The organism is Tuberibacillus calidus DSM 17572 (assembly GCF_000430685.1).
GTDB lineage: Bacteria > Bacillota > Bacilli > Bacillales > Sporolactobacillaceae > Tuberibacillus > Tuberibacillus calidus.
In genome coordinates, this window is record NZ_KE387193.1 from 119,309 (window position 1) to 144,011 (window position 24,703).

The 24,703-nt window shown below is 47.7% G+C and carries 22 protein-coding genes and 1 riboswitch; of the genes, 1 reads left to right on the forward strand and 21 read right to left on the reverse strand.

Annotated features, from left to right (window positions below):
- Positions 1-14 precede the first annotated feature (14 nt).
- The 13 genes from H532_RS0114740 to remA all read right to left on the reverse strand — a co-directional run bounded on the left by H532_RS0114740 (position 15) and on the right by remA (position 13,013).
- Entirely contained in the window at positions 15-659 is a 645-nt protein-coding gene (locus H532_RS0114740; RefSeq protein ID WP_027726093.1) for a thiamine diphosphokinase, read from the reverse strand.
- Positions 660-663: 4 nt separating this feature from the next.
- Positions 664-1,221, reverse strand: a complete 558-nt coding sequence (gene thiT, locus H532_RS0114745; RefSeq protein WP_027726094.1) for an energy-coupled thiamine transporter ThiT — start codon at positions 1,219-1,221, stop codon at positions 664-666.
- 201 nt (positions 1,222-1,422) lie between these two features.
- Positions 1,423-1,533: riboswitch (TPP riboswitch) on the reverse strand.
- 24 nt (positions 1,534-1,557) lie between these two features.
- Positions 1,558-2,205, reverse strand: coding sequence for a ribulose-phosphate 3-epimerase (gene rpe, locus H532_RS0114750; RefSeq protein ID WP_027726095.1), 648 nt, complete (start codon positions 2,203-2,205; stop codon positions 1,558-1,560).
- Positions 2,206-2,208: 3 nt separating this feature from the next.
- A complete protein-coding gene (rsgA, locus tag H532_RS0114755) occupies positions 2,209-3,096 on the reverse strand; it encodes a ribosome small subunit-dependent GTPase A (protein ID WP_027726096.1) in 888 nt (295 codons plus the stop codon).
- Positions 3,097-5,100 carry a Stk1 family PASTA domain-containing Ser/Thr kinase gene (pknB, locus tag H532_RS0114760; RefSeq protein WP_081412484.1) on the reverse strand — a complete coding sequence of 668 codons (2,004 nt, stop codon included), beginning with the start codon at positions 5,098-5,100 and terminating at the stop codon, positions 3,097-3,099. It abuts the gene before it with no gap.
- On the reverse strand, positions 5,097-5,843 hold the full coding sequence (locus H532_RS0114765; protein ID WP_027726098.1) for a Stp1/IreP family PP2C-type Ser/Thr phosphatase: 747 nt from the start codon (positions 5,841-5,843) through the stop codon (positions 5,097-5,099). Before H532_RS0114765 ends, pknB begins: the two co-directional genes overlap by 4 nt.
- Before the next feature lie 27 nt (positions 5,844-5,870).
- Positions 5,871-7,229 (reverse strand): 16S rRNA (cytosine(967)-C(5))-methyltransferase RsmB, encoded by a 1,359-nt coding sequence (rsmB, locus tag H532_RS0114770; protein ID WP_245566484.1) that lies wholly within the window; start codon positions 7,227-7,229, stop codon positions 5,871-5,873.
- Entirely contained in the window at positions 7,222-8,157 is a 936-nt protein-coding gene (fmt, locus tag H532_RS0114775; RefSeq protein ID WP_027726100.1) for a methionyl-tRNA formyltransferase, read from the reverse strand. The genes rsmB and fmt overlap by 8 nt, the downstream gene beginning before the upstream one ends.
- A 19-nt stretch (positions 8,158-8,176) precedes the next feature.
- Entirely contained in the window at positions 8,177-10,594 is a 2,418-nt protein-coding gene (gene priA, locus H532_RS0114780; RefSeq protein ID WP_027726101.1) for a primosomal protein N', read from the reverse strand.
- A complete protein-coding gene (coaBC, locus tag H532_RS0114785; protein WP_027726102.1) occupies positions 10,591-11,814 on the reverse strand; it encodes a bifunctional phosphopantothenoylcysteine decarboxylase/phosphopantothenate--cysteine ligase CoaBC in 1,224 nt (407 codons plus the stop codon). Before coaBC ends, priA begins: the two co-directional genes overlap by 4 nt.
- A 108-nt stretch (positions 11,815-11,922) precedes the next feature.
- Complete coding sequence (gene rpoZ / locus H532_RS0114790) at positions 11,923-12,114, reverse strand: DNA-directed RNA polymerase subunit omega (protein ID WP_027726103.1); 192 nt, start codon at positions 12,112-12,114, stop codon at positions 11,923-11,925.
- A complete protein-coding gene (gene gmk, locus H532_RS0114795) occupies positions 12,114-12,737 on the reverse strand; it encodes a guanylate kinase (protein ID WP_027726104.1) in 624 nt (207 codons plus the stop codon). Before gmk ends, rpoZ begins: the two co-directional genes overlap by 1 nt.
- A 12-nt stretch (positions 12,738-12,749) precedes the next feature.
- Positions 12,750-13,013, reverse strand: a complete 264-nt coding sequence (gene remA, locus H532_RS0114800; protein ID WP_038112656.1) for an extracellular matrix/biofilm regulator RemA — start codon at positions 13,011-13,013, stop codon at positions 12,750-12,752.
- Positions 13,014-13,286: 273 nt separating this feature from the next.
- Between remA and H532_RS19110 the strand changes: the two genes are divergently transcribed.
- The gene (locus H532_RS19110; RefSeq protein WP_051263365.1) at positions 13,287-15,032 is read left to right on the forward strand and encodes an Rqc2 family fibronectin-binding protein; all 1,746 of its coding nucleotides are present in this window, start codon (positions 13,287-13,289) and stop codon (positions 15,030-15,032) included.
- Positions 15,033-15,099: 67 nt separating this feature from the next.
- On the opposite strand, the gene pyrE is transcribed toward H532_RS19110, so the two are convergent.
- The 8 genes from pyrE to H532_RS0114845 are packed head-to-tail and all read right to left on the reverse strand — an operon-like array spanning position 15,100 to position 24,630.
- Positions 15,100-15,747 carry an orotate phosphoribosyltransferase gene (gene pyrE / locus H532_RS0114810; protein WP_027726106.1) on the reverse strand — a complete coding sequence of 216 codons (648 nt, stop codon included), beginning with the start codon at positions 15,745-15,747 and terminating at the stop codon, positions 15,100-15,102.
- Positions 15,734-16,459, reverse strand: a complete 726-nt coding sequence (gene pyrF, locus H532_RS0114815; RefSeq protein ID WP_027726107.1) for an orotidine-5'-phosphate decarboxylase — start codon at positions 16,457-16,459, stop codon at positions 15,734-15,736. The genes pyrE and pyrF overlap by 14 nt, the downstream gene beginning before the upstream one ends.
- On the reverse strand, positions 16,456-17,382 hold the full coding sequence (locus H532_RS0114820) for a dihydroorotate dehydrogenase (protein ID WP_038112661.1): 927 nt from the start codon (positions 17,380-17,382) through the stop codon (positions 16,456-16,458). Before H532_RS0114820 ends, pyrF begins: the two co-directional genes overlap by 4 nt.
- Entirely contained in the window at positions 17,379-18,161 is a 783-nt protein-coding gene (locus H532_RS0114825) for a dihydroorotate dehydrogenase electron transfer subunit (protein ID WP_027726109.1), read from the reverse strand. The genes H532_RS0114820 and H532_RS0114825 overlap by 4 nt, the downstream gene beginning before the upstream one ends.
- Positions 18,158-21,370: a carbamoyl-phosphate synthase large subunit gene (gene carB / locus H532_RS0114830; protein WP_027726110.1), complete on the reverse strand. Its 3,213-nt coding sequence runs from the start codon at positions 21,368-21,370 to the stop codon at positions 18,158-18,160. The genes H532_RS0114825 and carB overlap by 4 nt, the downstream gene beginning before the upstream one ends.
- Positions 21,363-22,457 (reverse strand): carbamoyl phosphate synthase small subunit, encoded by a 1,095-nt coding sequence (locus tag H532_RS0114835; RefSeq protein ID WP_027726111.1) that lies wholly within the window; start codon positions 22,455-22,457, stop codon positions 21,363-21,365. Before H532_RS0114835 ends, carB begins: the two co-directional genes overlap by 8 nt.
- A complete protein-coding gene (locus tag H532_RS0114840) occupies positions 22,454-23,737 on the reverse strand; it encodes a dihydroorotase (protein WP_027726112.1) in 1,284 nt (427 codons plus the stop codon). Before H532_RS0114840 ends, H532_RS0114835 begins: the two co-directional genes overlap by 4 nt.
- Complete coding sequence (locus tag H532_RS0114845; RefSeq protein ID WP_027726113.1) at positions 23,737-24,630, reverse strand: aspartate carbamoyltransferase catalytic subunit; 894 nt, start codon at positions 24,628-24,630, stop codon at positions 23,737-23,739. The genes H532_RS0114840 and H532_RS0114845 overlap by 1 nt, the downstream gene beginning before the upstream one ends.
- Positions 24,631-24,703 lie beyond the last annotated feature (73 nt).

Here is a 24,703-nt window from a genome sequence, read left to right on the forward strand (position 1 = left end):
GAAAATGCCGACTTTTAAAGGTCACGGCTGCGGATGCAAAGCAAGAGCCCTTCTTTAAAGGCTAATCTCCCTTTTTCCGCTTGCAATTCATTACTGATGCAAAGGGTGGACCCCCAACGGAGATCATGATTGTCAAGCGGATATTTAAATCCTTCCAGTGTGATCCCTTCGGTTTTTGGTGTAAACGCGATAAACGAAACATAAGGATAATTTTGGGCTTTTACTATATCATAAACACCAGGAGGTAAAAGGGTGACGATATTTTGTTGATCGATGAGTAGAATTTCCGTTTTGATACCAATGCCTTTTAATAGCAATTGGATATTGGCTAGCCCGTGATCCAGCCGACCACCGGTGGCTCCCAAAATCCAACATCGATCGGGTTTTTCGGTCAATACCCAATCAAGGGCTATTTCCAAATCAGTTTCATCCTTTTCCGAAGGGTATAACACGAGCTCTGTTCCTTGCGCTTCAAGCAAAGCCCGCTCGTCTTTATTGATGGAATCAAAATCGCCAAATGCTTTATACGGTTTGAGGCTATTTTCCAATAGCGTTATTGTCCCGCGGTCACAGCCGATCCAACGGACATTTCGAAAAAGCTCATCATGTAAATTCGGCAAATGAGCGGGAGGACCCCCCGCGAGAATCGCATATTCCACAATATTACCGCCTTACTAAATATTTCGGAATCGCACTTGCCAGCAAAATCATCACGATTAAATCAAAAATCATGCTCGGGCCCACATATGATCCATTATAGATCAGTGAGTAGAGGGCTACAGGTTGACCAGCCGGTGCGTTTGACCCATAAAAGACAATACCGGAAACATAATGACTTAAGAATTTCAATACCATGCTGATGACCGTTGCCAACCCTGCTTTCCAAAACATGACCGAGCGGGAATCGCTATCTTTAATAACGATGAGCCCAGCAAAACCGACCAGAAGAAAAGCCAAACCATAATCCAATAAATACTGAATGGGATTTAAATAATATGGCCCTTCGATAAAATTGACAAAACCATAAATAAAGCCAGCAAAAATCCCCCAAACAAAGCCTCGACGCAAGGCATACACGATCAGTGGCACCATCTCAAGCGAAATGCCCCCACCAGCTGCCCATGGACCTTTAAACTGAATGAGATTTAAGATCGCTGATATGGCAATCACGATGGCACCTTCCACTAAAACCATTGTCTTTTCTCTTTGCGTTCGCGACATGCGTTTCTCCCCCTTAATGGTAAATAAAGAAAACTCGGCTTTTATCACAGAGCCTTCATTTCCGTTTTTACTGGACGAAAACAGGATCTATTTTTTACCAGTATCATTAAAAACAGCCGCATGCCCAATGCATGCGGCCGCCAAAAGGACATTCCCTTTGTACGTCCAAAGGTCATTCGTTGAGCCATCTTAGAAATAAACGCTCAACAGCAACCACAATCCCTACGCAGGCATGATCCAGATCCAGGTTCTATGGGTCGGAAGTGAACACTTCCCTCTCAGCCTTTTTCAAAGACTCCCCAAGTGGTCCCACCGATATTCATTTGCCGTTTTTCATTATAACGCTTGCAATTCCTTAATGGCAAGCGTCCTGTCGGGTTGATTAAACACCGCCGAACCAGCGACAAATTCTCGCGCGCCAGCTTGATAGCATGCCTTAATTGTCTCTTTATTGATGCCGCCGTCCACCTGTATGACGAGGTGTGGGGCATGCTTGGCCAAGAACGCCGATGTTTCTGCAATTTTATCAACCATCTGAGGAATAAACGCTTGCCCTCCGAAACCCGGATTAACCGTCATAATCAACACAAAATCAATATCAGAAACGACGTGGCGGATGGCATCAATAGGCGTTGCGGGATTTAAAGCAACCCCAGCTTTTAATCCAAACTGCTTGATCAATTGGATGGTGCGATGAAGATGCGGACACGCTTCCGCATGGACGGAAATCCGGTCACATCCAGCTCGTGCAAAGTCGGAAATATAGCGGTCGGGATCTTCAATCATTAGATGGACGTCCATGGCGCAACGCGTGATCGGCTTTAACGCTTGCACAACAAGGGGTCCCATTGAAATGTTCGGAACAAAATGGCCATCCATGACGTCGATGTGTAGCATCTCAACCCCTGCTTCTTCGACAGAGCGGACTTCATCGCCTAGTTTTGAAAAATCAGCTGCCAGTATGGACGGAAGGATCGTGATCATCGTTCAATACCGCTTCTTTCTGTTTGAAATTTCCTGATAAAACGAAACATAATGGGCATATCGCTCTTGTGCGATTTGTCCAGCCTCTAGAGCCATTTTAACCGCACACCCCGGCTCTGAAAGATGCGTACACCCTCTGAATTTGCAATCGCTTTTTCTTTCTTTCATTTCTCGAAAGTAAAGATCTAAATCTTCTGCTTCGATGTTTTGGAACTCCAAGGAGCTGAACCCAGGTGTGTCTGCCACGTAACCGTCACCGACGGGTAGCAATTCCACATGCCGCGTTGTATGTTTTCCCCGGCCGAGAGCGCGGGAAATATCACCGGTTTGTAAAGCGAGCGACGGGTTTAAGGCGTTGAGCAATGTGGATTTCCCGACACCCGATTGTCCAGCAAAAACACTTGTTTTTCCGTTAATAAAAGGATAAAGTTGTTCGATTCCGTGAGAGACTAGGCCTGAAACCATTAAAACCGGGTAACCAATGGTGCGATATCGCTCCGCATAACGGTTGACAGCTTCTAGGTCAGACGCATCTTGCTGTGCGAGATCCATCTTGGTGATGCAGATGACCACATTCATATCATTGGACTCAACGTGGACGAGCAAGCGATCCAATAAAATATCATCAAAATCCGGGTGTTTCGCAGAAAAAACAAGAATAGCTTGATCAATATTGGCCACAGGCGGCCGCACAAGCGCGTTTTTCCTTTCTTGAATCGCCGTCACATACCCGTCCGTCGCACCGATTAGCTCATATTCGACGATGTCACCGACAAGGGGCGTGATCTTTTTTTTACGGAAATTCCCCCTTGCCCGGCATTGATAGATTTCATCACGGTCACTGACATAGTAAAACCCGCTTAAGGCTTTTACAATTCTACCGATCGGCATTTAATCCTCCCCGCTTGATCCACCGGAATAAACATCACTGTATTTGATCGTATCTTCCTTCACCAGTGCGCCATCCGCGTAGACTTGATAGCTGGCATTTCCATCAACCGGAATCGTCAAAGGAACATTATATGTTTTTGTTTGAGTAATCGACTCATTGACATATAACTTATGTTGGTTATTCATATCCGTAATGTAAATTTGAACATGAACGCCTTTATCATTCGGACCCTTTTCCTGATCGTTACCGTCAACTGTAATCGTAATGGATTGAACGACCGTCTCCGGTTTTTTCTCAGGTCCTTTGGATAAATAAATGGTCACGGTTTGACCTTGTTCCAACGTTTGACCGACCTCAGGGTCTGTTCGCATGACATGACCTTTTGGGATTTCATCCGAGTAGTCACCGTTTTCCGTTTTGACTTGAAAACCGGCATTTTCCAGGGTAGAAATGGCGTCATTTTGATTTTTACCGATGACATCTGGTACTTTGGCCGTCGGCGGGCCGGTACTATACGTTAATTCTAAAACCGTCTCAGACGGAATAATTTTTGTATTCGGTTCCGGGTTTTGGGACATAATTTGACCTTCCGGTACATCCGATGAAGGCTGGGCAATCCATTTGACATCTTTATATGGATTATTTTCTGCCAACAGTTGTTCGACGGTATCTCTCGAATAGCCAACGTAATTTTGCACAGCCTCTTTTTTCGGGCCTTTATTCACATAAAGGGTGATGGTTGTCCCTTTTTTGACAGAAGTACCTTCCCCCGGATTTTGTTTGATGACAATCCCAGTCGGTTTGTCATCGACTTCAATGCTCTTTTGCTCGGCATAAAGCTGTTTCGCGCGCAATTTATCCACGGCCTGATCATACGTTTTACCTGTCACATCCGGGACGTTGACATGACCACCCGATGCAAAAATGGGAATGAGCAAATAGATGACAATCGCAAGGATTGCGGCGCTTAAAACGGCAATGGTAGTGATGAGCCAGCGCTTTTTCTTGCGTTTCTTTTTCGCATCCCCAGAGGTCGCATCCCCTTTCGGTTTTTTAGGCGGCGGTGGCGTGCTCGACGTTTCGGTTAGAGGTGGTTTTTCTTTGAGTCCGAGAGCCGGGATGACGCGCGTCGTTTCTTCATCATCCGGTTCATCCATCAGAGAAATTCTTGGTTCATTGATACGTTCAGGATTTAATGCTGTTACTAAATCATCATACACATCACCGATCGTATCATAGCGCTTCGCCGGATCTTTGGCTAATGCCCTTATGATAATGTTTTCCAAGCTTTGTGGGATCGCCGGGTTGAGTTCCGTCGGCATGGTGTACATTTCGTTTAAATGTTTTAAAGCCACCGTGACTGGGGAATCTCCCGGAAAAGGAAGCTGACCGGTCAACATCTCATACATCACGATGCCAAAGGCGTAAATATCCGATTTTACTGTGGCTTTTCCGCCTTTTGCTTGCTCCGGTGATAAATAATGGGCGCTGCCAATAATGGACGATGTGTAAGTAATCGTTGCTGATGTTAAGGGTTGAGCAATACCGAAATCCGTCACTTTTACATGCTCATGTTCATCAATTAAAATATTTTGCGGTTTGATATCCCGATGCACAATGCCGTATTGATGAGCATGTTCAATCGCTGCTGCGATTTGCTTTAAAATATATACTGCTTCTCGGGGGGCAATGGGCGCATATTGTTTAATAAAAGATTTTAAAGTGATACCGTCGACATATTCCATGACGATGTAATATAAATCATCTTCTTCGCCGATATCATAAATATTTACGATATTTTCATGCGATAAGCTGGCAACGGACTCGGCTTCGCGGCGAAAACGGCGGATGAACGCCTCATCATTCACAAATTCGTGCCGAAGCATTTTTACCGCGCAATATCGTTCAAGTATGAGATCTCTGGCTTTATAAACGACGGCCATTCCCCCATCGCCAATGCGGGACAAAATTTCATAGCGGCCGTTGAGTCTTTTACCGATCATAATTCCTCACCATCATCATTTAAAACAATTATTAGTGTGATATTATCATGACCACCGGCGGTGTTGGCTTTATCGATGAGTAGACGAGCTTTTTCCTCAATGGTCTCATCACGATTAAGAAGGGAAGCGATTTCCCCATCATTCAACATATCGCTTAAACCGTCCGAACAAAGCAGCAATTGCTCACCTTTCGACCATTCAATGCTCGAGACATCAACGGAAATGTTCTCATCCGTTCCACATGCTCGAACAATGACGTGCTTCATCGGATGGTCGTGGGCATCTGCCTCGGATAACTGGCCGGCTTTAACTAACTGATTAACAAGCGAATGATCTTCGGTGACTTGCCTGAGCTCTCCATTTCGGTTGACATAGTAGGCGCGGCTATCCCCAACATGTGCGACGATAACGGATTCTTTGGTGCATATTGCTGCGACAATCGTCGTCCCCATCCCTTGGCATTCGGGATTCGCTTTTGCAAAGTTATAAATCGATTGGTTCGCATCGATAATGCATTGCCGCAACCAGTCCTCTGGACGCTCGATATGCGAGCCGTTGTCTGCAGTCGCCCAAGCCTCCGAAAATTGTCGTAGGGCAAGGCCGCTCGCCACTTCACCGGCTTTTTCACCACCCATACCGTCAGCGACGACCGCAAGGAGAATCGCATCGTTTTGGAAGACATCGACATGGTCTTCGTTATTCGCACGGACTTTCCCACAATCCGTTTTATATATGGCTTTCATTAGGTCCACCCCTTTTAATCCCAAAGTTCATCTCTTTAAAAAAGCGGCGATAAAAAATCCGTCCGTCCCAAAATGTTGCGGCAAGATTTGACACATACCGTCCGCAAACCATAGGCTTTTCTCGCGCACCACTTCTGGGAGTCTTTCGACAAGTGATGTATCAATCGTAAAGTCGGGATGGGTTTTTAAAAAATCTTGAACAGCAAAAACATTTTCTTCCTTATCGATCGTACAGGTGCTATAGACAAGGACGCCGCTTTTTTTAAGCAGTGGGGCATTGGCATCCAATATTTCACGTTGGAGTCGTGAGATGGAGGCCACATCCTCGGCTGTTTTCTCATATTTAATTTCCGGTTTCCGGCGGATCACGCCGAATCCGGAACATGGCGCATCGATTAAAATGCGGTCAAACGACTCTTTCGGAAAGATTTCACCCGTTCGTCGCGCATCCGCTACCATAGTTTTAATAGATGAAAGGCCGAGACGAGCCGCTTGTGACCGTACCAAGCCGATTTTATGTTCATAGATATCAAGGGCGAGAATTTCTCCCGTATCATCCATTAATTCGGCGATGTGCGTCGTTTTTCCTCCTGGTCCACTACAAGCATCCAATACCCGTTGGCCGGGCTTGGCGTCTAAAGCTCTAGCAACCAACATGGAACTTTCGTCTTGGATCGTCACTTTTCCTTCTTTATATATAGGATGGTCAATGATTTTCCCCTTTTTAAGGACGATCGCATCGGGTGATAAGTTTCCTTCTTTAACATCAAAATGCGCTTCCCGTAGCGTCGAAAGGCAAGCCTTCCGATCCCATTTTAACCGATTGACCCTGATGGTGACATCAGGCGGTGTATGATTAGCTTTACAAATGGCAACGGTCGCTTCTTCCCCATATTGCGACGTCCACCGCTTCAAGAGCCATCGAGGATGACTATGTAGAATTTCTTTTCTTTCCCATGCGTCTTGGATGGTTTGAACATCCGGTCCCCCTGTTCGGATGTACGCTCTTAAGACGCCGTTAACAAAGCCTGAAACTCTTTGACCGCCGCGTTTTTTGGCAATTTCCACAGCAACATTGACAACAGCATGATGCGGGATTTTATCAAGAAAAGCCAGCTGATAAACCGATAAGCGCAAAAGCTCCTTGACCCAAGGTTTAGTCCGAGCGCCTTTTTTTAGAAAAGGTTTTAAATGATAGTCTAAAGTCAAACGCCATTGAATCGTCCCATACACCATTTGTGTCAACAAGGCCGTATCTTGTGAATGGAACCCGGATTTCTCTATGGCATGATGCAAAGCAAGTTGACTGTATGCGCCTTCACGACTGACTTTTAATAACACGTCCAATGCAGCGCTCCTGACGGCTACCCCGTGGTCGTCATTCACCGATGACATCTCCTTCGCTAAGTGTAGCTCCTCTTAAAAAATCAGCTGCTGCCATGCGCTTTTTGCCTGCTGGTTGACATTCCAACACTTTGATGGCCGTTTGGTTTCCGGTTTGAACGGTAAACCCTTCGGCATCCTTCGCAAGGATCGTGCCTGGAGGTAAGTCCATCTTTCCCTCAACCTTTTTCGTTTTCCAGATTTTTAAAGGCTTGTTTTTATACATCGTAAATGCCCCGGGAAACGGATCCATGCCGCGCACGTGATTATAGATCGCTTCGCCGCTTTGATGCCAATCGATGCGCTCATCTTCGCGCGATAATGTTGAAACGTAAGTCGCCCGGCTTTCATCTTGCGGAATTGGGGTGATGCGCCCTTCAATCAAGTCGGGCAGGGTGGACATCAGAAGTTCGGCGCCGGCCTTCGATAATTTATCGTGTAGCGACCCAACGGTATCGGTCTCTTCGATAGGTACCTTCTTTTGCGTTAAGATGTCGCCGGCATCAAGCGCTTTAACCATATACATGATCGTAACGCCTGTTTCCTTTTTTCCGTCCATAATCGCTTTGTGAATCGGAGCCGCTCCCCTGTATTCAGGTAAAAGCGAGGCATGCACGTTAATCGCACCATATTTCGGAGCGTTGAGTAAGGCTTCGGGTAAAATTTGACCGAAAGCACAAGTAATGATTAAGTCCGGCTTATAGGCCAAAATGGCTTCGACAGCCTCTGGCTTTCTGACTTTCTCAGGTTGCAGCACAGGGATGTGGGCTTGTTCTGCGATCACTTTCACCGGTGGCGGTGTTAAAATTTTCTTTCGGCCAACCGGTCGGTCGGGTTGAGTGACGACCAGAGCTACTTGATAAGGACTTGCGATCAATTGTTCTAAAACCGGAACGGCAAAATCGGGTGTCCCCATAAATACAATGTTCATGAAAATCTCCTTTTCAAGCTTACATAATAGCATTGGGATTAATATCAACAGACAAAGTTAATCCTTCTTTAACATAAGCCTGTTGATAGTGTTCAACAATGTTTCTGAGAGCCGTTGCGAGTTCAGGTTCGTTTTTATATTTTATCATGCACTGAGAGCGATATCTATCTTTAATCTTGGCAATGGCTGGAGCGACGGGCCCAAGAATAACCGCTTGATTGGAGAGACGTTTGCGCAAATAACGGGCAACCTGGTCGGTAACGGCTTGGGCGCGAGCAAGTGAAGGATGTGTCACACTAATTAAGGTAATGTAATAAAACGGTGGATACCCCCGTCGCTTGCGGTTAACCATTTCCTGATCATAAAAAGCGAGATAATCTTGAACGGCTGAAAGCTGTATGGAATAATGTTCGGGAGCATAAGTCTGTATAACGACTTCGCCCTTCAAATCATGGCGACCCGCCCGTCCGGAAACCTGTGTTAACAATTGGAACGTCCGCTCTGCAGCCCGAAAATCGGGTAAACGGAGCATCGTGTCGGCTGAAAGCACCCCGACCAGTGTCACTTTCGGAAAATCCAATCCTTTAGCAATCATTTGCGTGCCTAGAAGGATATCCGCTTTCCCATCGCCAAAGGCTTTTAGCATCTTTTCATGAGCGCCTTTTCGCTGGGTCGTATCGACATCCATGCGTATGACTTTAGCTTCCGGCAGTAATTTTGTCAATGCTTCTTCGACTTTCTGCGTTCCTGCCCCGAAAAAGCGGATATACGGACTCTGGCATTTTGGACAGTTCGCTGGCACCGCTTCGATATAACCGCAATAATGGCATTTCATCTGATGCGTTTTTCTATGATAAGTCAATGTTATATCGCAATGCGGGCACGTCAGGGCATATCCGCAATCGCGGCACAGGACAAAAGTCGAATAACCCCTCCGGTTAAGAAATAAAACGCTTTGTTCACCGTTTTTTAGGCGTTCCCGCAATTTTTCAAGAAGCGAAACAGAAAACATGGAACGATTGCCGTTCCGCAGCTCTTCTCGCATATCGACGATTTCCGCCTCTGGCAGTCCCTGCTTGTTTACCCTCTCTTTGAGCGTTGCGAGAACATAAACGCCTTTTCGAGCTCTAGCATAGGACTCTAATGAAGGTGTCGCACTTCCTAGAATAATCGGCGCCTGATGGTAACGCCCGCGAAAAATCGCCACATCCCGGGCGTGGTAGCGAGGTGCTTCCTCTTGTTTATAACTCGATTCATGTTCCTCGTCGATGATGATCAATCCAAGACGGGTAAATGGAGCAAAAACGGCCGAACGGGCACCGACAGCAACGGAAACTTCCCCGCGATGAATTTTGCGCCATTCGTCGTATTTTTCCCCTTGGCTTAAACCGCTGTGAAGCACAGCCACTTGGGAACCGAAACGATTCTTAAAGCGCTTTACCATCTGCGGGGTTAGAGAAATTTCCGGGACAAGGACGATGGCCTCCATGCCCTTCTTGATGACTTTTTCAATCGCTTGCAAATAAATTTCCGTTTTTCCGCTGCCGGTCACGCCGTGACAAAGATGAACACGGTGCCTTTTCGCATCGATATCTTCAAGGATTGGTGCGATGGCGCGCGCTTGTTCCTCTGTTAAAGGTAAGGGTGAGGTAGCACCAGCTTGCCCTTCATAGGGATCGCGGTAGACTTCTTTTTCATACTCTAGAAGAATGCCTTTTTCCACTAAGGCGCGGATCACCGCCCGTCCCACTTGAAGAGCGTCCATCACTTCGTGCAACCATCTTTCCTCTCCATCGGAAAGCTCCATGAAATAACGGATCACAGCCTGCTGCTTTGGGGCGCGTCCGGTATGTTCAAGATGTTTCGCTAATTCTGGCTTAGGGATGGCGGAACGAACTGCTTTTTGCGTGATAACTTTCGCGCGATCTTCGACGGCACTTTTTATCTCAAGCACCCTTTTTCGAATGGCTTGAGTGACTTGAGGTAAAAGGTCCGGATGGTTTCTTTGCAATACGGACCATTCAACACGTGAACCTCCCTCAAAAAGTGCAAGCAAGTCCGGATATTCCGTTTCCAGCTCCTGCATGTTTCGAGGGTGAAGCCATTTTTTGTAATCTGCTTTAAGTGCAGCTGGCAGCATCGCCTGATAGGCCGTCACTTGAAAGCAGAGGGTTTCGCGAGCAAGCCAGTGACCCAGTTCCAATAATTCAGGGGTTAAAACAGGGGTCTCATCGATGAGTGACGCAATAGGTTTTAAGTTGCTATAATTGGACATTTCTTTTAGGCCAATGACATAACCCAAGCGTTTTTGCGACCCGAAAGGCACGATGACCCGTGAGCCGGTTTCGATGATGGTCTCCATCTCTTTCGGAACTTTATAGTCAAAAGGTCGGTCGACTTGGCTATTTGCTAAATCAACAATAATTTCCGCAATCATACCGACCCCTTCTTTTTGTCAAGCATCTCAGTCAAAAGATTACAAAGCTCTTGCGCCACCTCGGCTTTCGGCATTTTATGTAAGTGACGGATATCGCCATTTCGAAAATAAAACGTCACTTCATTATCGTTAGAGCGAAAACCCGTATCGGTCCGTGCGACATCGTTAGCCACGACCATATCTAATTTCTTTTTTTCAAGTTTTCCTTTGGCATAATGGTCAAGATCATGGGTTTCTGCCGCAAAACCAATTAAAATTTGTGTTGTTTTTCTTCGTCCCAACTCTTCCAAAATATCCGGATTACGGACGAGCTCAATTTTCGGGTGATCTTCAGTCTTTTTAATTTTCCGATCGGAAACCGCTTTTGGCCGATAGTCTGAGACAGCCGCCGTCTTGATGACGGCATCCATTTCATCAAAATGTTTCATGACAGCCTCATACATTTCCAATGCCGATTCGACACGAATCACTTCCACGCCTGCGGGAGGATCGAGCTCCGTCGGACCGGTGATCAATAAAACATCTGCTCCTCTTTTTTGCGCGCAAGCAGCAATGGCATAGCCCATTTTTCCCGAAGAGTGATTCGTCAGAAAGCGGACAGGATCAATCTTTTCCCGCGTAGGACCAGCTGTGACAAGGATCCGGTACCCTTGTAAATCTTTTTGATGGGCTTGTCCAAAATAGTCTTCGATCTCCTCATAAATGGCATCCGGCTCCATGAGACGGCCCTCACCGACCCATCCGCAGGCAAGCATGCCGCTATCCGGTTTCAACACCCGGTATCCATAGGTTTGAATGATCTCGAGATTTTTTTGGACAGCTGGATGATGGTACATATTGACGTTCATCGCAGGTGCCACCCAAACCGGCGCTTTTGTTGCTAAAACCGCGGCGGTAACCATGTCATCGGCCAATCCGTGTGCGAGCTTTGCGATCGTATGAGCCGTAGCTGGTGCGATAATGATGAGATCCGCCTGGTCGGCAAGATCAATATGTGCAATTTGATGTTCATTTTTTTCTGTGAAAATGTCATCATGGACGGGATTCCTGGAAAGCGCCTGAAAAGTCTGAGGAGAAACAAATTGCTTCGCCTCTTTTGTCATCATGACATGGACATCGCAACCAGCTTTCGTCAATCGACTGGTTAACACACAAGCCTTATAAGCAGCGATGCCGCCGGTTACACCTATAAGAATCCGTTTACCTTGAATCGCTGTCAACCTCACCCACTCCAATCCTCTATGAAAAAACGCCGCACTCGCACGTTTTAGTATCAATGTAGTCCTCATGTGAAAAAGCAACAACCCTTCGGTTGTTGCAAGACTCGTTTAATACTCGTAACTGATGACACCTTCACTGATTTCTTCCAAAGCTTTGCCGACCTCTTTATGGGACTTTGCTTTTTCGATAAACAGATCAGCGCCGTGCTGAATTTCTCTTGCTCGAATGGCAGCAAGCGTCACAAGCGTATATTTGGAATCAATTTTGTCCAGTAATCTGTCAATGGATGGATATAACATCATATTCCTTCACCCTCCATTAATTGAAGATATTTTTCCATCACGCGCGCTCTGCGCAAATGCTCGGCCATCACAACGGCTTCAATGCGGTCACAAGCGCGCTCTACTTCATCATTTTCAATAACATAATCATAGTGTTTCATCATTTCAATTTCCGCTTTGGCCACAGTCATTCGGCCGTTTATGATATCTTCGGACTCCGTGCCACGTCCAGTGATGCGCCGGCGCAATTCACCCAAACTTGGCGGCGCTAAAAAGATGAATATGCCATTGGGGTAGTTCTTTTTAACTTTCATCGCGCCTTGCACTTCAATTTCAAGCAGCACATCTTTTCCGGAATCTAATGTCTTCTCAACAAAATCAAGGGGCGTTCCGTAATAATTGCCTACGTACTCCGCCCATTCCAACAATAAGTTGTCTTTTATCATTTGTTCGAATTGCTCACGCGTTTTAAAAAAATATTCAACGCCTTCTCTTTCCCCTTCTCGAGGTTTGCGCGTTGTCGCGGAAACGGAAAAAGCAAGATTTGTTTTTCGTTTTTTCAGCGCTTTACATACCGTCCCTTTACCAACACCTGAAGGACCAGATAAGATAAATAATAAACCTTTTTCTTTATATGTCATGTCATGCCTCCGCTAATTACCGTCATCATTAATCTCATCCTGTTGAATGAGTCGTTGTGAAACGGTCTCCGGTTGAACCGACGATAAAATAATGTGATCGCTATCCATCACGATGACCGCACGGGTTCTCCGGCCATATGTTGCATCAATCAATTTATTCTCATCGCGGGCGATTTTAATCAACCGCTTAATCGGTTGTGATTCCGGACTGACAATCGATATAATGCGGTCCGCCGAAGCGATGTTTCCGAACCCGATATTAATTAATTTTACCATATTCCCCAACCCCCAATGGAAAATCCAATACGCGAAAAACGCCAACGCCGAAAGCGAGGTGTACCAACCGGAAACCCGTTATGCATTTTAATCATCGGATTTGCCTTTCGTCCGATGGCAGACAGATCCTTCTACCCGTCGACGGGCGAACTTATCTATCATTTATTCTATACAAAATAAGCGGGGGCAACAAGTCATTCACAAGAAATCGGTTTGCGTTCGGAAAACCCACTAAGGCATGGTATACTGGTACAAGAAAGCGAGGAATGCTGTATGGCTTTTGACGGCATTGTGGCAAGAGCCGTCGTTCATGAACTGAATGAACGACTGAAAACGGGAAGGGTTGTAAAAATCCATCAACCCCATAAAACCGAGCTTGTCCTTGGCATTCGGGCACACCGCCAAAACTATAAAGTGCTGCTATCTATCCATGCGCAATATGCCCGTGTGCAAATCACCAATAAAAATTATGAAAACCCTCCGGAGCCGCCGACTTTTTGCATGCTGCTTCGAAAGTACTTGGACGGCGCGATTTTAGAAAATGTATCCCAAGTCGATTTTGAGCGCATTATCCGCTTTGAATTTCGCTCGCGTAACGAGCTCGGCGATGAAGTGAAGTTGACGTTAATTATTGAGACGATGGGCAAGCACAGCAATGTGATTTTAGTGGATTCGCTCTCGGGACGAATCATTGATGCCATGAAACGGCTCTCACCGGCGATGAACCGATATCGAACAGTGCTCCCGGGAGCTTCTTATGTATTACCACCGAACCCCGGCAAACTGAATCCGGAAACAGCCACACCCGAGGAGTTGCTGAGCGTTTTGGATTTTAACGCCGGAAAACTTGATCGACAGCTTGTTGACCACCTTGAAGGGTTCTCTCCCGTGTTAGCTAAGGAAGTGCTTCACCGCGCAGGACTTCCGTCGCGCGCGAATCTCATCCGCGCATTTACGGAAATCCAGATGGCAATCTGCAACCAAGACTTCCGACCACAAATCATCCGCCATCCGGGACACAAGGACGATTTTCATGTTCTTGATCTCACACATCTTCCGGGGGAAAAGGAACATTTTGATACACCGAGCGCAATGCTTGATACGTTTTATGCGTATAAAGCAGAACACGATCTTGTCCGCCAGCGCACAGCTGATATTGGCCGCTTGATCGCAAACGAGAAAAAGAAAAATGAACGGAAGCTGCAAAAATTGCGACGGGAATTGGATGAAGCGGGGGCAGCGTCTCGTTATCAGTTGTACGGCGAACTTGTGACCAGCCACATGCATTTAATCAAAAAAGGTGACCGCGAAGTTGAAGTCATCAATTATTATGATGAACAGCAAAAGCCGATGACCATACCCCTTGACCCGCAAAAAAGCCCGGCGGAAAATGCGCAAAATTATTTCCGAAAGTATAACAAACTTAAAACGGCTCGGGCTGAAATTGAAAAGCATATCCAAACGACGGAAAAGGAGATCCTTTATTTAGACGGCATCCTTCAACAATTGGAAGCTGCATCCTTGAAAGACCTTGATGAAATCCGCGAGGAATTAGAGGTCGGCGGTTACCTTAAGCAGAAGATCGCCAAAATACGAAAATCGAAACCCAATCGCCCTGAACCGGAACGCTACATATCTTCTGACGGAACGCTGATCCTCGTCGGCAAAAATAACCGGCAAAATGACTATTTAACGACGCGCTTAGCTTCCCCAGGTGATACGTGGCTGCATACAAAAGACATCCCCGGCTCTCATGTTGTCATACGCTCAAACCGGGTAAGCGAGACGACACTGCTTGAAGCCGCAAATCTTGCCGCCTTTTTTAGCAAAGCGCGGCAGTCAAGCCAAGTGCCGGTAGATGCAACACTCGTGAAACATGTGCATAAGCCGAATGGCGCAAAACCGGGCTTTGTTATTTATGATCATCAAAAAACCGTTTATGTCACACCGGATGAGCGTCTGGTCACCCAACTAAAAAAAAATAAAGAAAAAACCGCTGAACAAAATGCCGAAACATAAAATCGGCGTTCGGCTTCAGCGAGCTAAACGTGCAAAAAGCTGTGGGAGAGTCCCACAGCTTTTTAAATTAATGAGGTTGTTTCATCCAATCGGAATGTTTCGGGTTTTGGTGCCAACGCTTTAATAACGTTAACTGTTGAGGGGAGATTTTCCCTGTTTGAACGGCTACATTAATGAGCGTCGGATAATCGGTTAACGTTTCATATGGAATGCGCGCTTTTGAAAAGGCTGCTTTCGCCTCCTCTAAGTCATAGGAAAAAATGGCGAGCACCGCTTGCACTTCACAGCCTTCGTTTCTTAATGCTTCCGCTACGGCCAGTGAGCTGGTTCCAGTTGAGATGAGGTCTTCAATCACGACGACCTTTTGACCAGGTTTGACGACACCTTCAATTTGACTTTTTTTGCCGTGGTCCTTTGCTTTGCCACGGACATAAACCATCGGCACATCAAGTTTCTCACTCACCCAGGCAGCATGGGCAATGCCGCCGGTGGCAGCACCTGCGATGACTTCAACTTCCGGATATTGGGCACGAATCCTTTCTGCAAACCCGTTTGCAATATCGCATCGTATGGCGGGGTATGAAAGGGTTAAGCGATTGTCACAATAAATCGGTGCTTTCAAACCACTTGACCAAGTAAAAGGGTCATCGGGTTGTAAAACGACGGCATTAATATTAAGAAGATGTGCGGCGATTTTTTCTTTATCGTTGGACATAGCCGTCCTCCCATTCCTTTAAAATTTGCTGATAAGCCTCAACCGGGTTTTCGCTGCGGGTGATGCTGCGGCCGACAACGATGTAGTCACTTCCGAGCGCGCGAGCTTCCCCTGGGCTTGCGACACGTTTTTGGTCATCTGCCTGTTCCGAAGCTAGGCGGATCCCAGGCGTCACAGTAATAAAGGTCTCTGCGGTCGCTTGTTTCACTCGTTGCGCTTCCCAAGGTGAGCAAACGACACCGTCTAGCCCGCTGCGAAAGGCCAGCTTGGCATACGCACAGACAACGTCTTCAATTGGTTCGTTTATCAATATTTCCTTTTCCAGCATCTCTTGGTCCGTACTTGTCAGCTGGGTGACGGCGATTAAAAGCGGGCGCTTTGCCTCGGACGGTGTGCCCTCCTCTAAGCCTTTGAGCGCTTCGTTCATCATTTTTGCACCGCCAGCCGCATGGACATTGACCATATCAACGCCAAGTTTGGCGAGACCGCGCATCGCTTTACGAACCGTTGTCGGTATATCATGCAATTTGAGGTCTAGAAAGATCTTGAAGCCTTCCTCTTTTAATGCTTTAACAAGTGCTGGTCCTTCCTGATAGAACAATTCCATGCCAACTTTAACAAAAGGTTTTAAGTCTGAAAGTGACTTCGGTAAAACTTTTTCTAATTCTTCACGTGAGCTAACATCTAGGGCGATAATGATCGGGTTGTTCACGACTTCCAGCTCCTTCCGATCAATTCAGAGATGTGTTTCACACCATAAGCTGCCAGTTTTTCGGGGAGCGTCTCTATAATTTTGGGACAAATCAATGGATCGATAAAATTCGCCGTACCAATAGCCACCGCGCTGGCGCCAGCGAGCATAAACTCGATGACATCGTCCGCCGACTGAATGCCACCCATGCCGATAATGGGGATCGTCACGGCTTGGGAAACTTCGTAGATCATCCGGATGGCGACAGGTTTAATCGCCGGTCCGCTTAGCCCTCCGGTTTTATTGGCTAGGATCGGTTTCATCGTTTTTAAATCGATGCGCATGCCAAGGAGGGTGTTAATCATGGAAAGCCCATCTGCCCCCGCCGCTTCAACGGCCTTAGCCATCGCCACAATATCCGTGACATTAGGCGATAGCTTCACATACACCGGCACTTTCGATACAGTTTTCACTTTTTCGGTCAACGTCGCGGCAATCCGTGGGTCCGTCCCGAATTGAATGCCTCCCTCTTTCACATTCGGGCAGGAAATATTCAGTTCCAATGCGGAAACGATGTTCGTGTCCGAAAGGCGTGAAGCCGTTGCCACATAATCTTCCACCGTGGTACCGGCGATATTAGCAATTATTGGCGTATTCAGTGCCGATAGTCTTGGCAATTCCTCACGGATGATGGCATCCACGCCTGGATTCTGAAGACCGATCGCATTGAGCATTCCGCTCGGCGTCTCAGCGACTCTCGGGGTCGGATTGCCGAAACGCGCCTCACGCGTTGCTGCCTTCAGGACGATGGCGCCAAGCATATATAAATCATATAAAGCCCCATATTCTTTACCGAAGGCAAAACATCCTGATGCCGGCATAATCGGATTTTTCATCTTTAAACCGGGAAGTTCCAGTTGCAAAGGATTCGCCGTATCCTTCATCCGAGCACCACCTCACCGACTTTAAAAACAGGACCGTCCGTGCACACTTTGCGGTAACTCGCCCCATCCGGGTCATCCGCCGTGTGGAGGACACAAGCATAACAAGCGCCGATGCCGCACCCCATTCGTTCCTCAAGGGAGAGGTAGACGGGCTTATCCTCGGCGTATGTTTCCAATGCCCGAAGCATCGGCATCGGTCCACAAGCAAACATCGCGTCATACTCGGGCTCGATCGATTGGATCAAGTCCGTCACAAACCCTTTCGTACCGGCGGAACCGTCGACCGTGGCAAGGTAGGTGGGGCCGAGCGTCCGAAATGCCTCTTCATAATACATGACGGACTTATCCGAAAAGCCAAAGACATGGGTGACTTTTACGCCTTTTCTTTTAAGTTGTTTGGAAAGTTCGAAAAGAGGCGCCACACCAACTCCTCCGCCAACTAACAGCGCTTTTTCACTCGGCTTGCAGGCATCAAGAGGAAAGCCGTTGCCGAGCGGGCCGAGGACGTCCACATCGGCACCAACCGGAATCTCAGCCATTTTTTTCGTCCCGGCGCCTTCTGCACGGTAGATCAACGTCAACTCCCTTTGTGCTTCATCCACAGAGGCGATGCTGAAGGGCCGTCTCAACAATGTCCCACAGTGATAACCGGGTTGAAGATGGACGAATTGACCTGGTGCCCGAATTTCTTCCACAAGGTTTCCCGACAAACGCATTTCATATATTTGTTTGGCGATTTCTCGGTTAAGCGTCACCAACATGTTTTCCTTTTGCATCAATGAACCACCGCGCTTTCGGGTTTATTCATCGGCGGCATGCTGACGGTTGAGAAAGAGAGCGACTCAAGGACGGTGAGTAAAGCTTCAGCTGTGTCCAATGAGGTTAAGCAGACGACGCCGTTTTCCACAGCTTCGCGGCGAATGCGGAATCCGTCCCGCGCCGGTTTTTTTCCTTTTGTCAATGTGTTAATGACAAATTGTGCCCCGCCTGTGCGGATGACTTCCAACAAGTTTGGGCGTTCACCGGCAATTTTTCCAACAACGGTCACAGGAATGCCCGCATCGCGAACCGCTTTGGCCGTTCCTTCGGTCGCTAAAATCGTAAAACCGATTTCGCTAAAGCGACGGACTAACGGTATCGCTTCGGCTTTATCTTTATCAGCAATCGTAAACAAAACAGAACCTTCTGTCGGAATCGTCATGCCGCTGGCCAAGAGCCCTTTATATAAGGCTTTTTCCAATGTTTTGTCCCGTCCCATGACTTCACCGGTTGACTTCATTTCCGGACCGAGCGTGATATCGACGCTGCGCAGTTTAGCAAAAGAAAAGACGGGGACTTTCACAAAGACTTCTGCTGGTTCTGCATGATAGCCGGTTTGATAGCCCATTGAAGCTAAAGATTCACCTAAAATCGCTCTGGTTGCGAGATTAGCCATCGGAACACCCGTGATTTTGCTTAAGAAAGGGACCGTGCGGCTTGAGCGCGGGTTGACTTCGAGCACAAAAACTTCATCTCGATGGATGACAAATTGGATGTTTAAAAGGCCGACGATCTTTAAACCACGGGCGATTTTTACGGTCGTCTCAATAATTTTATCCTTAACCTCAATGGCTAGATTTTGCGGCGGATAAACGGCGATGGAATCTCCCGAATGAACACCTGCCCGCTCAATATGTTCCATAATTCCAGGGATATAGACATCGACGCCATCGGAAATGGCATCGACTTCGACTTCTGTGCCGACAAGATAGCGATCAATGAGAACAGGATGTTCGGGATTCACCTTGACCGCATGTTCCATATAAGTGAGAAGCTCCATTTCGTTATAGACGATCTCCATCGCGCGGCCGCCGAGCACGTAAGATGGACGGACGAGGACGGGATAGCCGATTTCTTGCGCAACGACGGCGGCTTCTTCTACAGTAAAAACGGTACGACCTTCCGGCATGGCAATGCCAAGTCGTTCCATTAGTCGTTCAAATTTTTCCCGGTCTTCTGCCTCATCCATGGCATCAAGGGATGTTCCCAAAATGTTGACACCGCGCCGTGCCAATTCGCCGGCTAAATTTAATGCCGTCTGACCGCCAAATTGGACGATGACGCCTTTCGGTTTTTCGAGATCGATGATGTGCATGACATCTTCAACGGTTAACGGTTCGACATACAGTTTGTCCGAGACGCTGAAGTCTGTCGACACCGTTTCCGGGTTATTGTTAATGATGATCGCTTCATAACCGGCCTCTTTAATGGCCCAAACCGTATGCACCGTCGCATAATCGAATTCCACACCTTGACCGATGCGGATCGGTCCGGCGCCAAGCACGAGGACGCTTTCTTTTTCCGTTCGGATGGATTCATTTTCCTCTTCATACGTGCCGTAGTAATAGGGCGTTTCCGATTCAAATTCGGCAGCACACGTATCGACCATCTTATAAACCGGACGAATCCCCTTTTCCATGCGGTATTTGTACAACGCCCATTCATCCATGTTCCAAAGGCGGGAGATAAATGCATCGGCAAATCCCATCGCTTTAGCTTCTTTTAAGATCCCGTTATTTTGGGGATTGTCCTTAAGTTTTCTTTCCATGGCCACGATGTTTTGGATTTTCCGCAAGAAAAAGCGATCAATGTTTGTTTCCGCCCAGATCTTTTCAATGGTCACACCGCGCCGGAAAGCTTCGGCAATATAAAACACACGTCGGTCATCCATCTTCAAGATGCCGGTCAACACCTCTTCATCCGTTAAACGCGCGATGTCTTGATCAAAAAGATGATCATATCCGGCTTCAAGCGAGCGGACGGCTTTTAGGAAAGATTCTTCAAACGTGCGGCCGATGGCTAAAACTTCTCCCGTCGCCTTCATTTGCGTGCCAAGCGTCCGGTTCGCAGAATCAAATTTATCGAAGGGCCAGCGCGGAATTTTCGTGACGACATAATCCACAGCTGGTTCAAAACTCGCATAGGTTGTTCCTGTCACGGCGTTTTTAATTTCATCCAATGTATAGCCGACGGCGATTTTCGATGCGACTTTGGCAATCGGGTAACCCGTCGCTTTCGAAGCAAGTGCCGACGAGCGGCTGACGCGCGGGTTAACTTCAATGACATAATAATGTTGGCTGTTTGGATCAAGGGCTAATTGGACGTTACAACCGCCCTCGATTTTTAAAGCGCGGACGATGCGAAGCGACGCGCTGCGCAATCGTTGCACATCTTTATCGCTCAGCGTCTGCACCGGTGCGGTTACGATGGAATCCCCGGTGTGAATGCCAACAGGGTCAATATTTTCCATAGGGCAGATGACAATCGCCCCGTCACTGGCATCGCGCATGACTTCAAATTCGATTTCTTTATAGCCGGCAATGCTTTTTTCAAGAAGCACTTGATGGACGGGACTTAATTTTAAACCGTTGGAGACGATCTCACGCAGTTCTTCCCAGTGATGAGCGATGCCGCCACCAGTGCCGCCGAGCGTGTAGGCGGGACGGATGATTAAAGGGAAACCGACCTTCTTTGCAAAGGCTTCGGCCTCATCAAGCGAATGAACGATTTCGCTGTCAGGCGTCGGCTCACCAATTTCTTTCATGAGGGCACGAAACGCATCGCGGTCTTCGGCTTTTTGGATCGCATCCAGTTTCGTTCCAAGAAGCTCTATGCCGTATTCATCCAAAATACCCAAACGGGACAGCTCAAAGGCGAGATTCAATCCGGTTTGCCCACCTAGAGTGGCAAGCAGGCCGTCCGGACGTTCTTTGCGGATGATTTTACTGACAAACTCCGGTGTGAGTGGTTCCATATACACGCGGTCTGCCATATCCGGATCGGTCATAATCGTTGCCGGATTGGAGTTCACGAGGATGACTTCATAGCCCTCTTCCTTCAGGGCTTTGCACGCTTGGGTGCCGGAATAATCAAATTCCGCCGCTTGACCGATGACAATCGGCCCCGAGCCGATCACAAGAATTTTATGAATGTCGTGGCGTTTAGGCATATTGAATCCCCGCTTTCTTGGTTGCTGATAGATTGGCGAGAAACCGATCGAAGAGATAAGCACTGTCTTCTGGTCCGGGTGTTGCTTCTGGATGGAACTGCACGCTGAAGGCTTTAAACTTCGTATGCGCCAAACCTTCAATGGAGCCATCGTTAATGGCTATATGGGTCACAACGAGATCCGTTCCCGCCAATGATTCTGGATCAACGGTATAGCCATGATTTTGTGATGTCATATAAAAATGACCAGTCGTCAAATCTTTCACCGGATGATTAGCCCCGCGATGACCGAACTTCATTTTGACCGTATCGGCCCCGCAAGCAAGGGCCAAAAGCTGATGGCCTAGACAAATGCCGAAAATCGGTACTTTCCCTAACAAGTTTTTCACCATTTCCACAGCATACGGCACATCTTTTGGATCACCGGGTCCGTTGGATAGGAGCACACCATCCGGATGAAGATTTAAGATTTCCCGGGCGGTCGTATTATGCGGCACGACAAGACAATCACAGCCGCGTTTAATGACTTCACGAAGAATGCCTTTTTTCATTCCGAAATCGGCAATGACGACTCTCGGACCACTCCCCGGGCTCGCATACGCCGCTTTCGTTGATACCCGGCTGACTTGATCGGTCGGAAATTTGGCGGTTTGAAGTTCGCTCACAATTTTTTGCACATCCGCATTCACGTCACTCGTCAAACGTCCTTTTAATGTGCCGTATTGACGGATGATTTTCGTAAGCCGTCGCGTATCGATGCCAGCTAGTGCCGGAATGCCTTTTTCTTTTAACATCGCCTCAAGCGATTGCTCACTTTGCCAATGGCTTGGCACATCGGTTAATTCCTTAACAATAAGTCCCGCAACGGACGGGGAGATCGATTCAAAATCCTCATGGTTCACCCCGTAGTTGCCAATGAGTGGATAGGTTAGCGTCACAATTTGCCCGCAGTAGGACGGATCGGATAAAATTTCTTGGTACCCCGTCATGCCGGTATTAAAAACGACTTCTCCATCACAGTCGCTTTCTGCACCAAACCCCATTCCCGTAAAAACCGCTCCATTTTCCAAAATCAACATGCGCCTCATACACGGACACCTCTTTCATCCCAAATCAGTTTTCCATTTACGATAGTCATCACCGGAAAGCCGCAAACCTTCCAGTTTCTAAACGGCGTATTCCGCCCTTTTGATGCAAATTGTTCCGGGTCGATTGTGCGTTCTTTTTCCAAATCAATGACGGTGACATCAGCCGGTGCGCCAATTTTTATTGGGCCATAAGGAAGGTCAAACGCTTCGCACGGTTTCTTCGTCATACAATCAATCAGCTGCTCCAATGATAAAACGCCTGTTTTTACTAAATGTGTGTAAAGGAGCGGAAAAGCTGTCTCAAGCCCGACGATGCCAAACGGTGCCTCATCAATGGGTCGCGCTTTTTCCTCCGCTGTGTGCGGGGCATGGTCCGTCGCAATGAAGTCGATGGTGCCGTCAAGAAGACCCTCGATGAGCGCTTCCCGGTCGGCTTGAGAGCGTAGCGGCGGATTCATTTTATAGTTGGCGTCTATACCCGGAATGTCGTCTTCCGTTAGGAGTAAATGATGGGGCGTGACTTCCGCTGTCACGCGGATGCCTGCCCGTTTCGCATCGCGAATGACGCGAACGGATTCCTTCGTGCTGACGTGACAGACGTGGTAATGACAGCCAGCCGCTTCCGCCAAGAGCACATCCCTAGCAATGTGTACCGATTCGGATAGGCTCTTCATGCCTTTAATGCCATGCTTTTTGGTGAAACGGCCTTCATGAAAAGATCCGCCCGAAAGGAGGGTATTGTCTTCACAGTGGGCAACGACGGCAATCCCAGACCGTGCCGCTTTTTCCATCGCCTCGAACATCAGCCCAGCGCTTTGCACCCCGACGCCGTCATCGGTCAAGGCAAAAGCCCCAACTTGGTGAAGGCTTTCGATATCTGTTAGTTCCTGACCTTTCTGACCTTTAGTGATTGCTGCATAGGGCAGGACTCGAACGACGGCATCTTTTTCAATGCGTTTGTACAGATCTGTCAATGTGTTGACATCATCCGGAACGGGATTTGTGTTCGGCATCGCTGCGATCGTTGTAAAACCGCCCCGGGCAGCTGCTTCTGTACCGGTTTTGATCGTTTCTTTATGTTCACCGCCCGGCTCCCTTAAATGGACATGGAGATCGACGAATCCGGGCACAAGGAGCTTGCCGTTAAGGTCCATGACTTCAGCATTTTCCACCTGTAGGTTTTGACCGATGTCTGCAATCCTTTCTTGGTCAATGAGAAGATCCGCTTCCGTGATCGCGCCATTGAAATAGACGCGTCCGTTTTTCAATAAAATGGCCATTAAGACATCACCGCCTTTTCAGTTGTAAGCGCCCATTCAAGCACCGCCATACGGATGGGGACGCCGTTATGGACTTGTTGAAAAATCCGCGATGGTTTCGCTTCGACCAGGGCATCAGAAATTTCCACCCCACGGTTAAACGGTCCAGGATGCATGATGATCGCTTTTGGTTTCATCAGTTGTGCGCGTTTTTCCGTCAGTCCGTATGCCTTGTGATAATGTTCTTTTGTCCATCGACCGGCTTCGGCATGACGCTCGGTCTGGATGCGGAGCAAGTTGACGACATCGGCTGTCTGTATCGCCTCATCGATCGAGACATAATCGGTGGCCAAACTATCTTCCTGCCATTCCGGTGGACCAGACAAGATGACTCTCGCCCCCATTTTTCTTAACGTCTGTATGTTGGAGCGGGCGACGCGGCTATGACGGATATCGCCAATCATCGCTACCGTCAAGCCTTCAAAGCGCCCAAACTCTTGATAGATGGTGAAAAGATCGATCAACGTCTGGGTGGGGTGGTGCCCTGTGCCATCACCGCCATTGATGATGCTCATGGAAAGACGATCTTTCAGGTCGTGATAATACCCCTCTTGCGGATGGCGTATGACAGCCATTTTGACACCGATTGACTCAAGCGTTTTTAGCGTATCGTACAAAGTCTCACCTTTTTTCGTACTCGAGACGTCGCTTGCAAAATTCAACACATGCATGCCGAGCTTTTTTTCTGCCACCTCAAAACTGAAGCGGGTCCTTGTGCTCGGTTCAAAGAAAAGATTCGCTGCAAAAATAGGCATATTCGGAATGTCTTTTCCAGCTTCGATAGCGAGTGCGCGATCTAATAATTGGTAAATGGCCTCACAGGTCCAATCCGTTAGTTCAAGAACATGTGGCATGCTTAATCCTCCCGAAATGGTTTAGGCAAAAGAAAAACCCTTCTGTGAATGTGACAGAAGGGTTTGGCGCAAA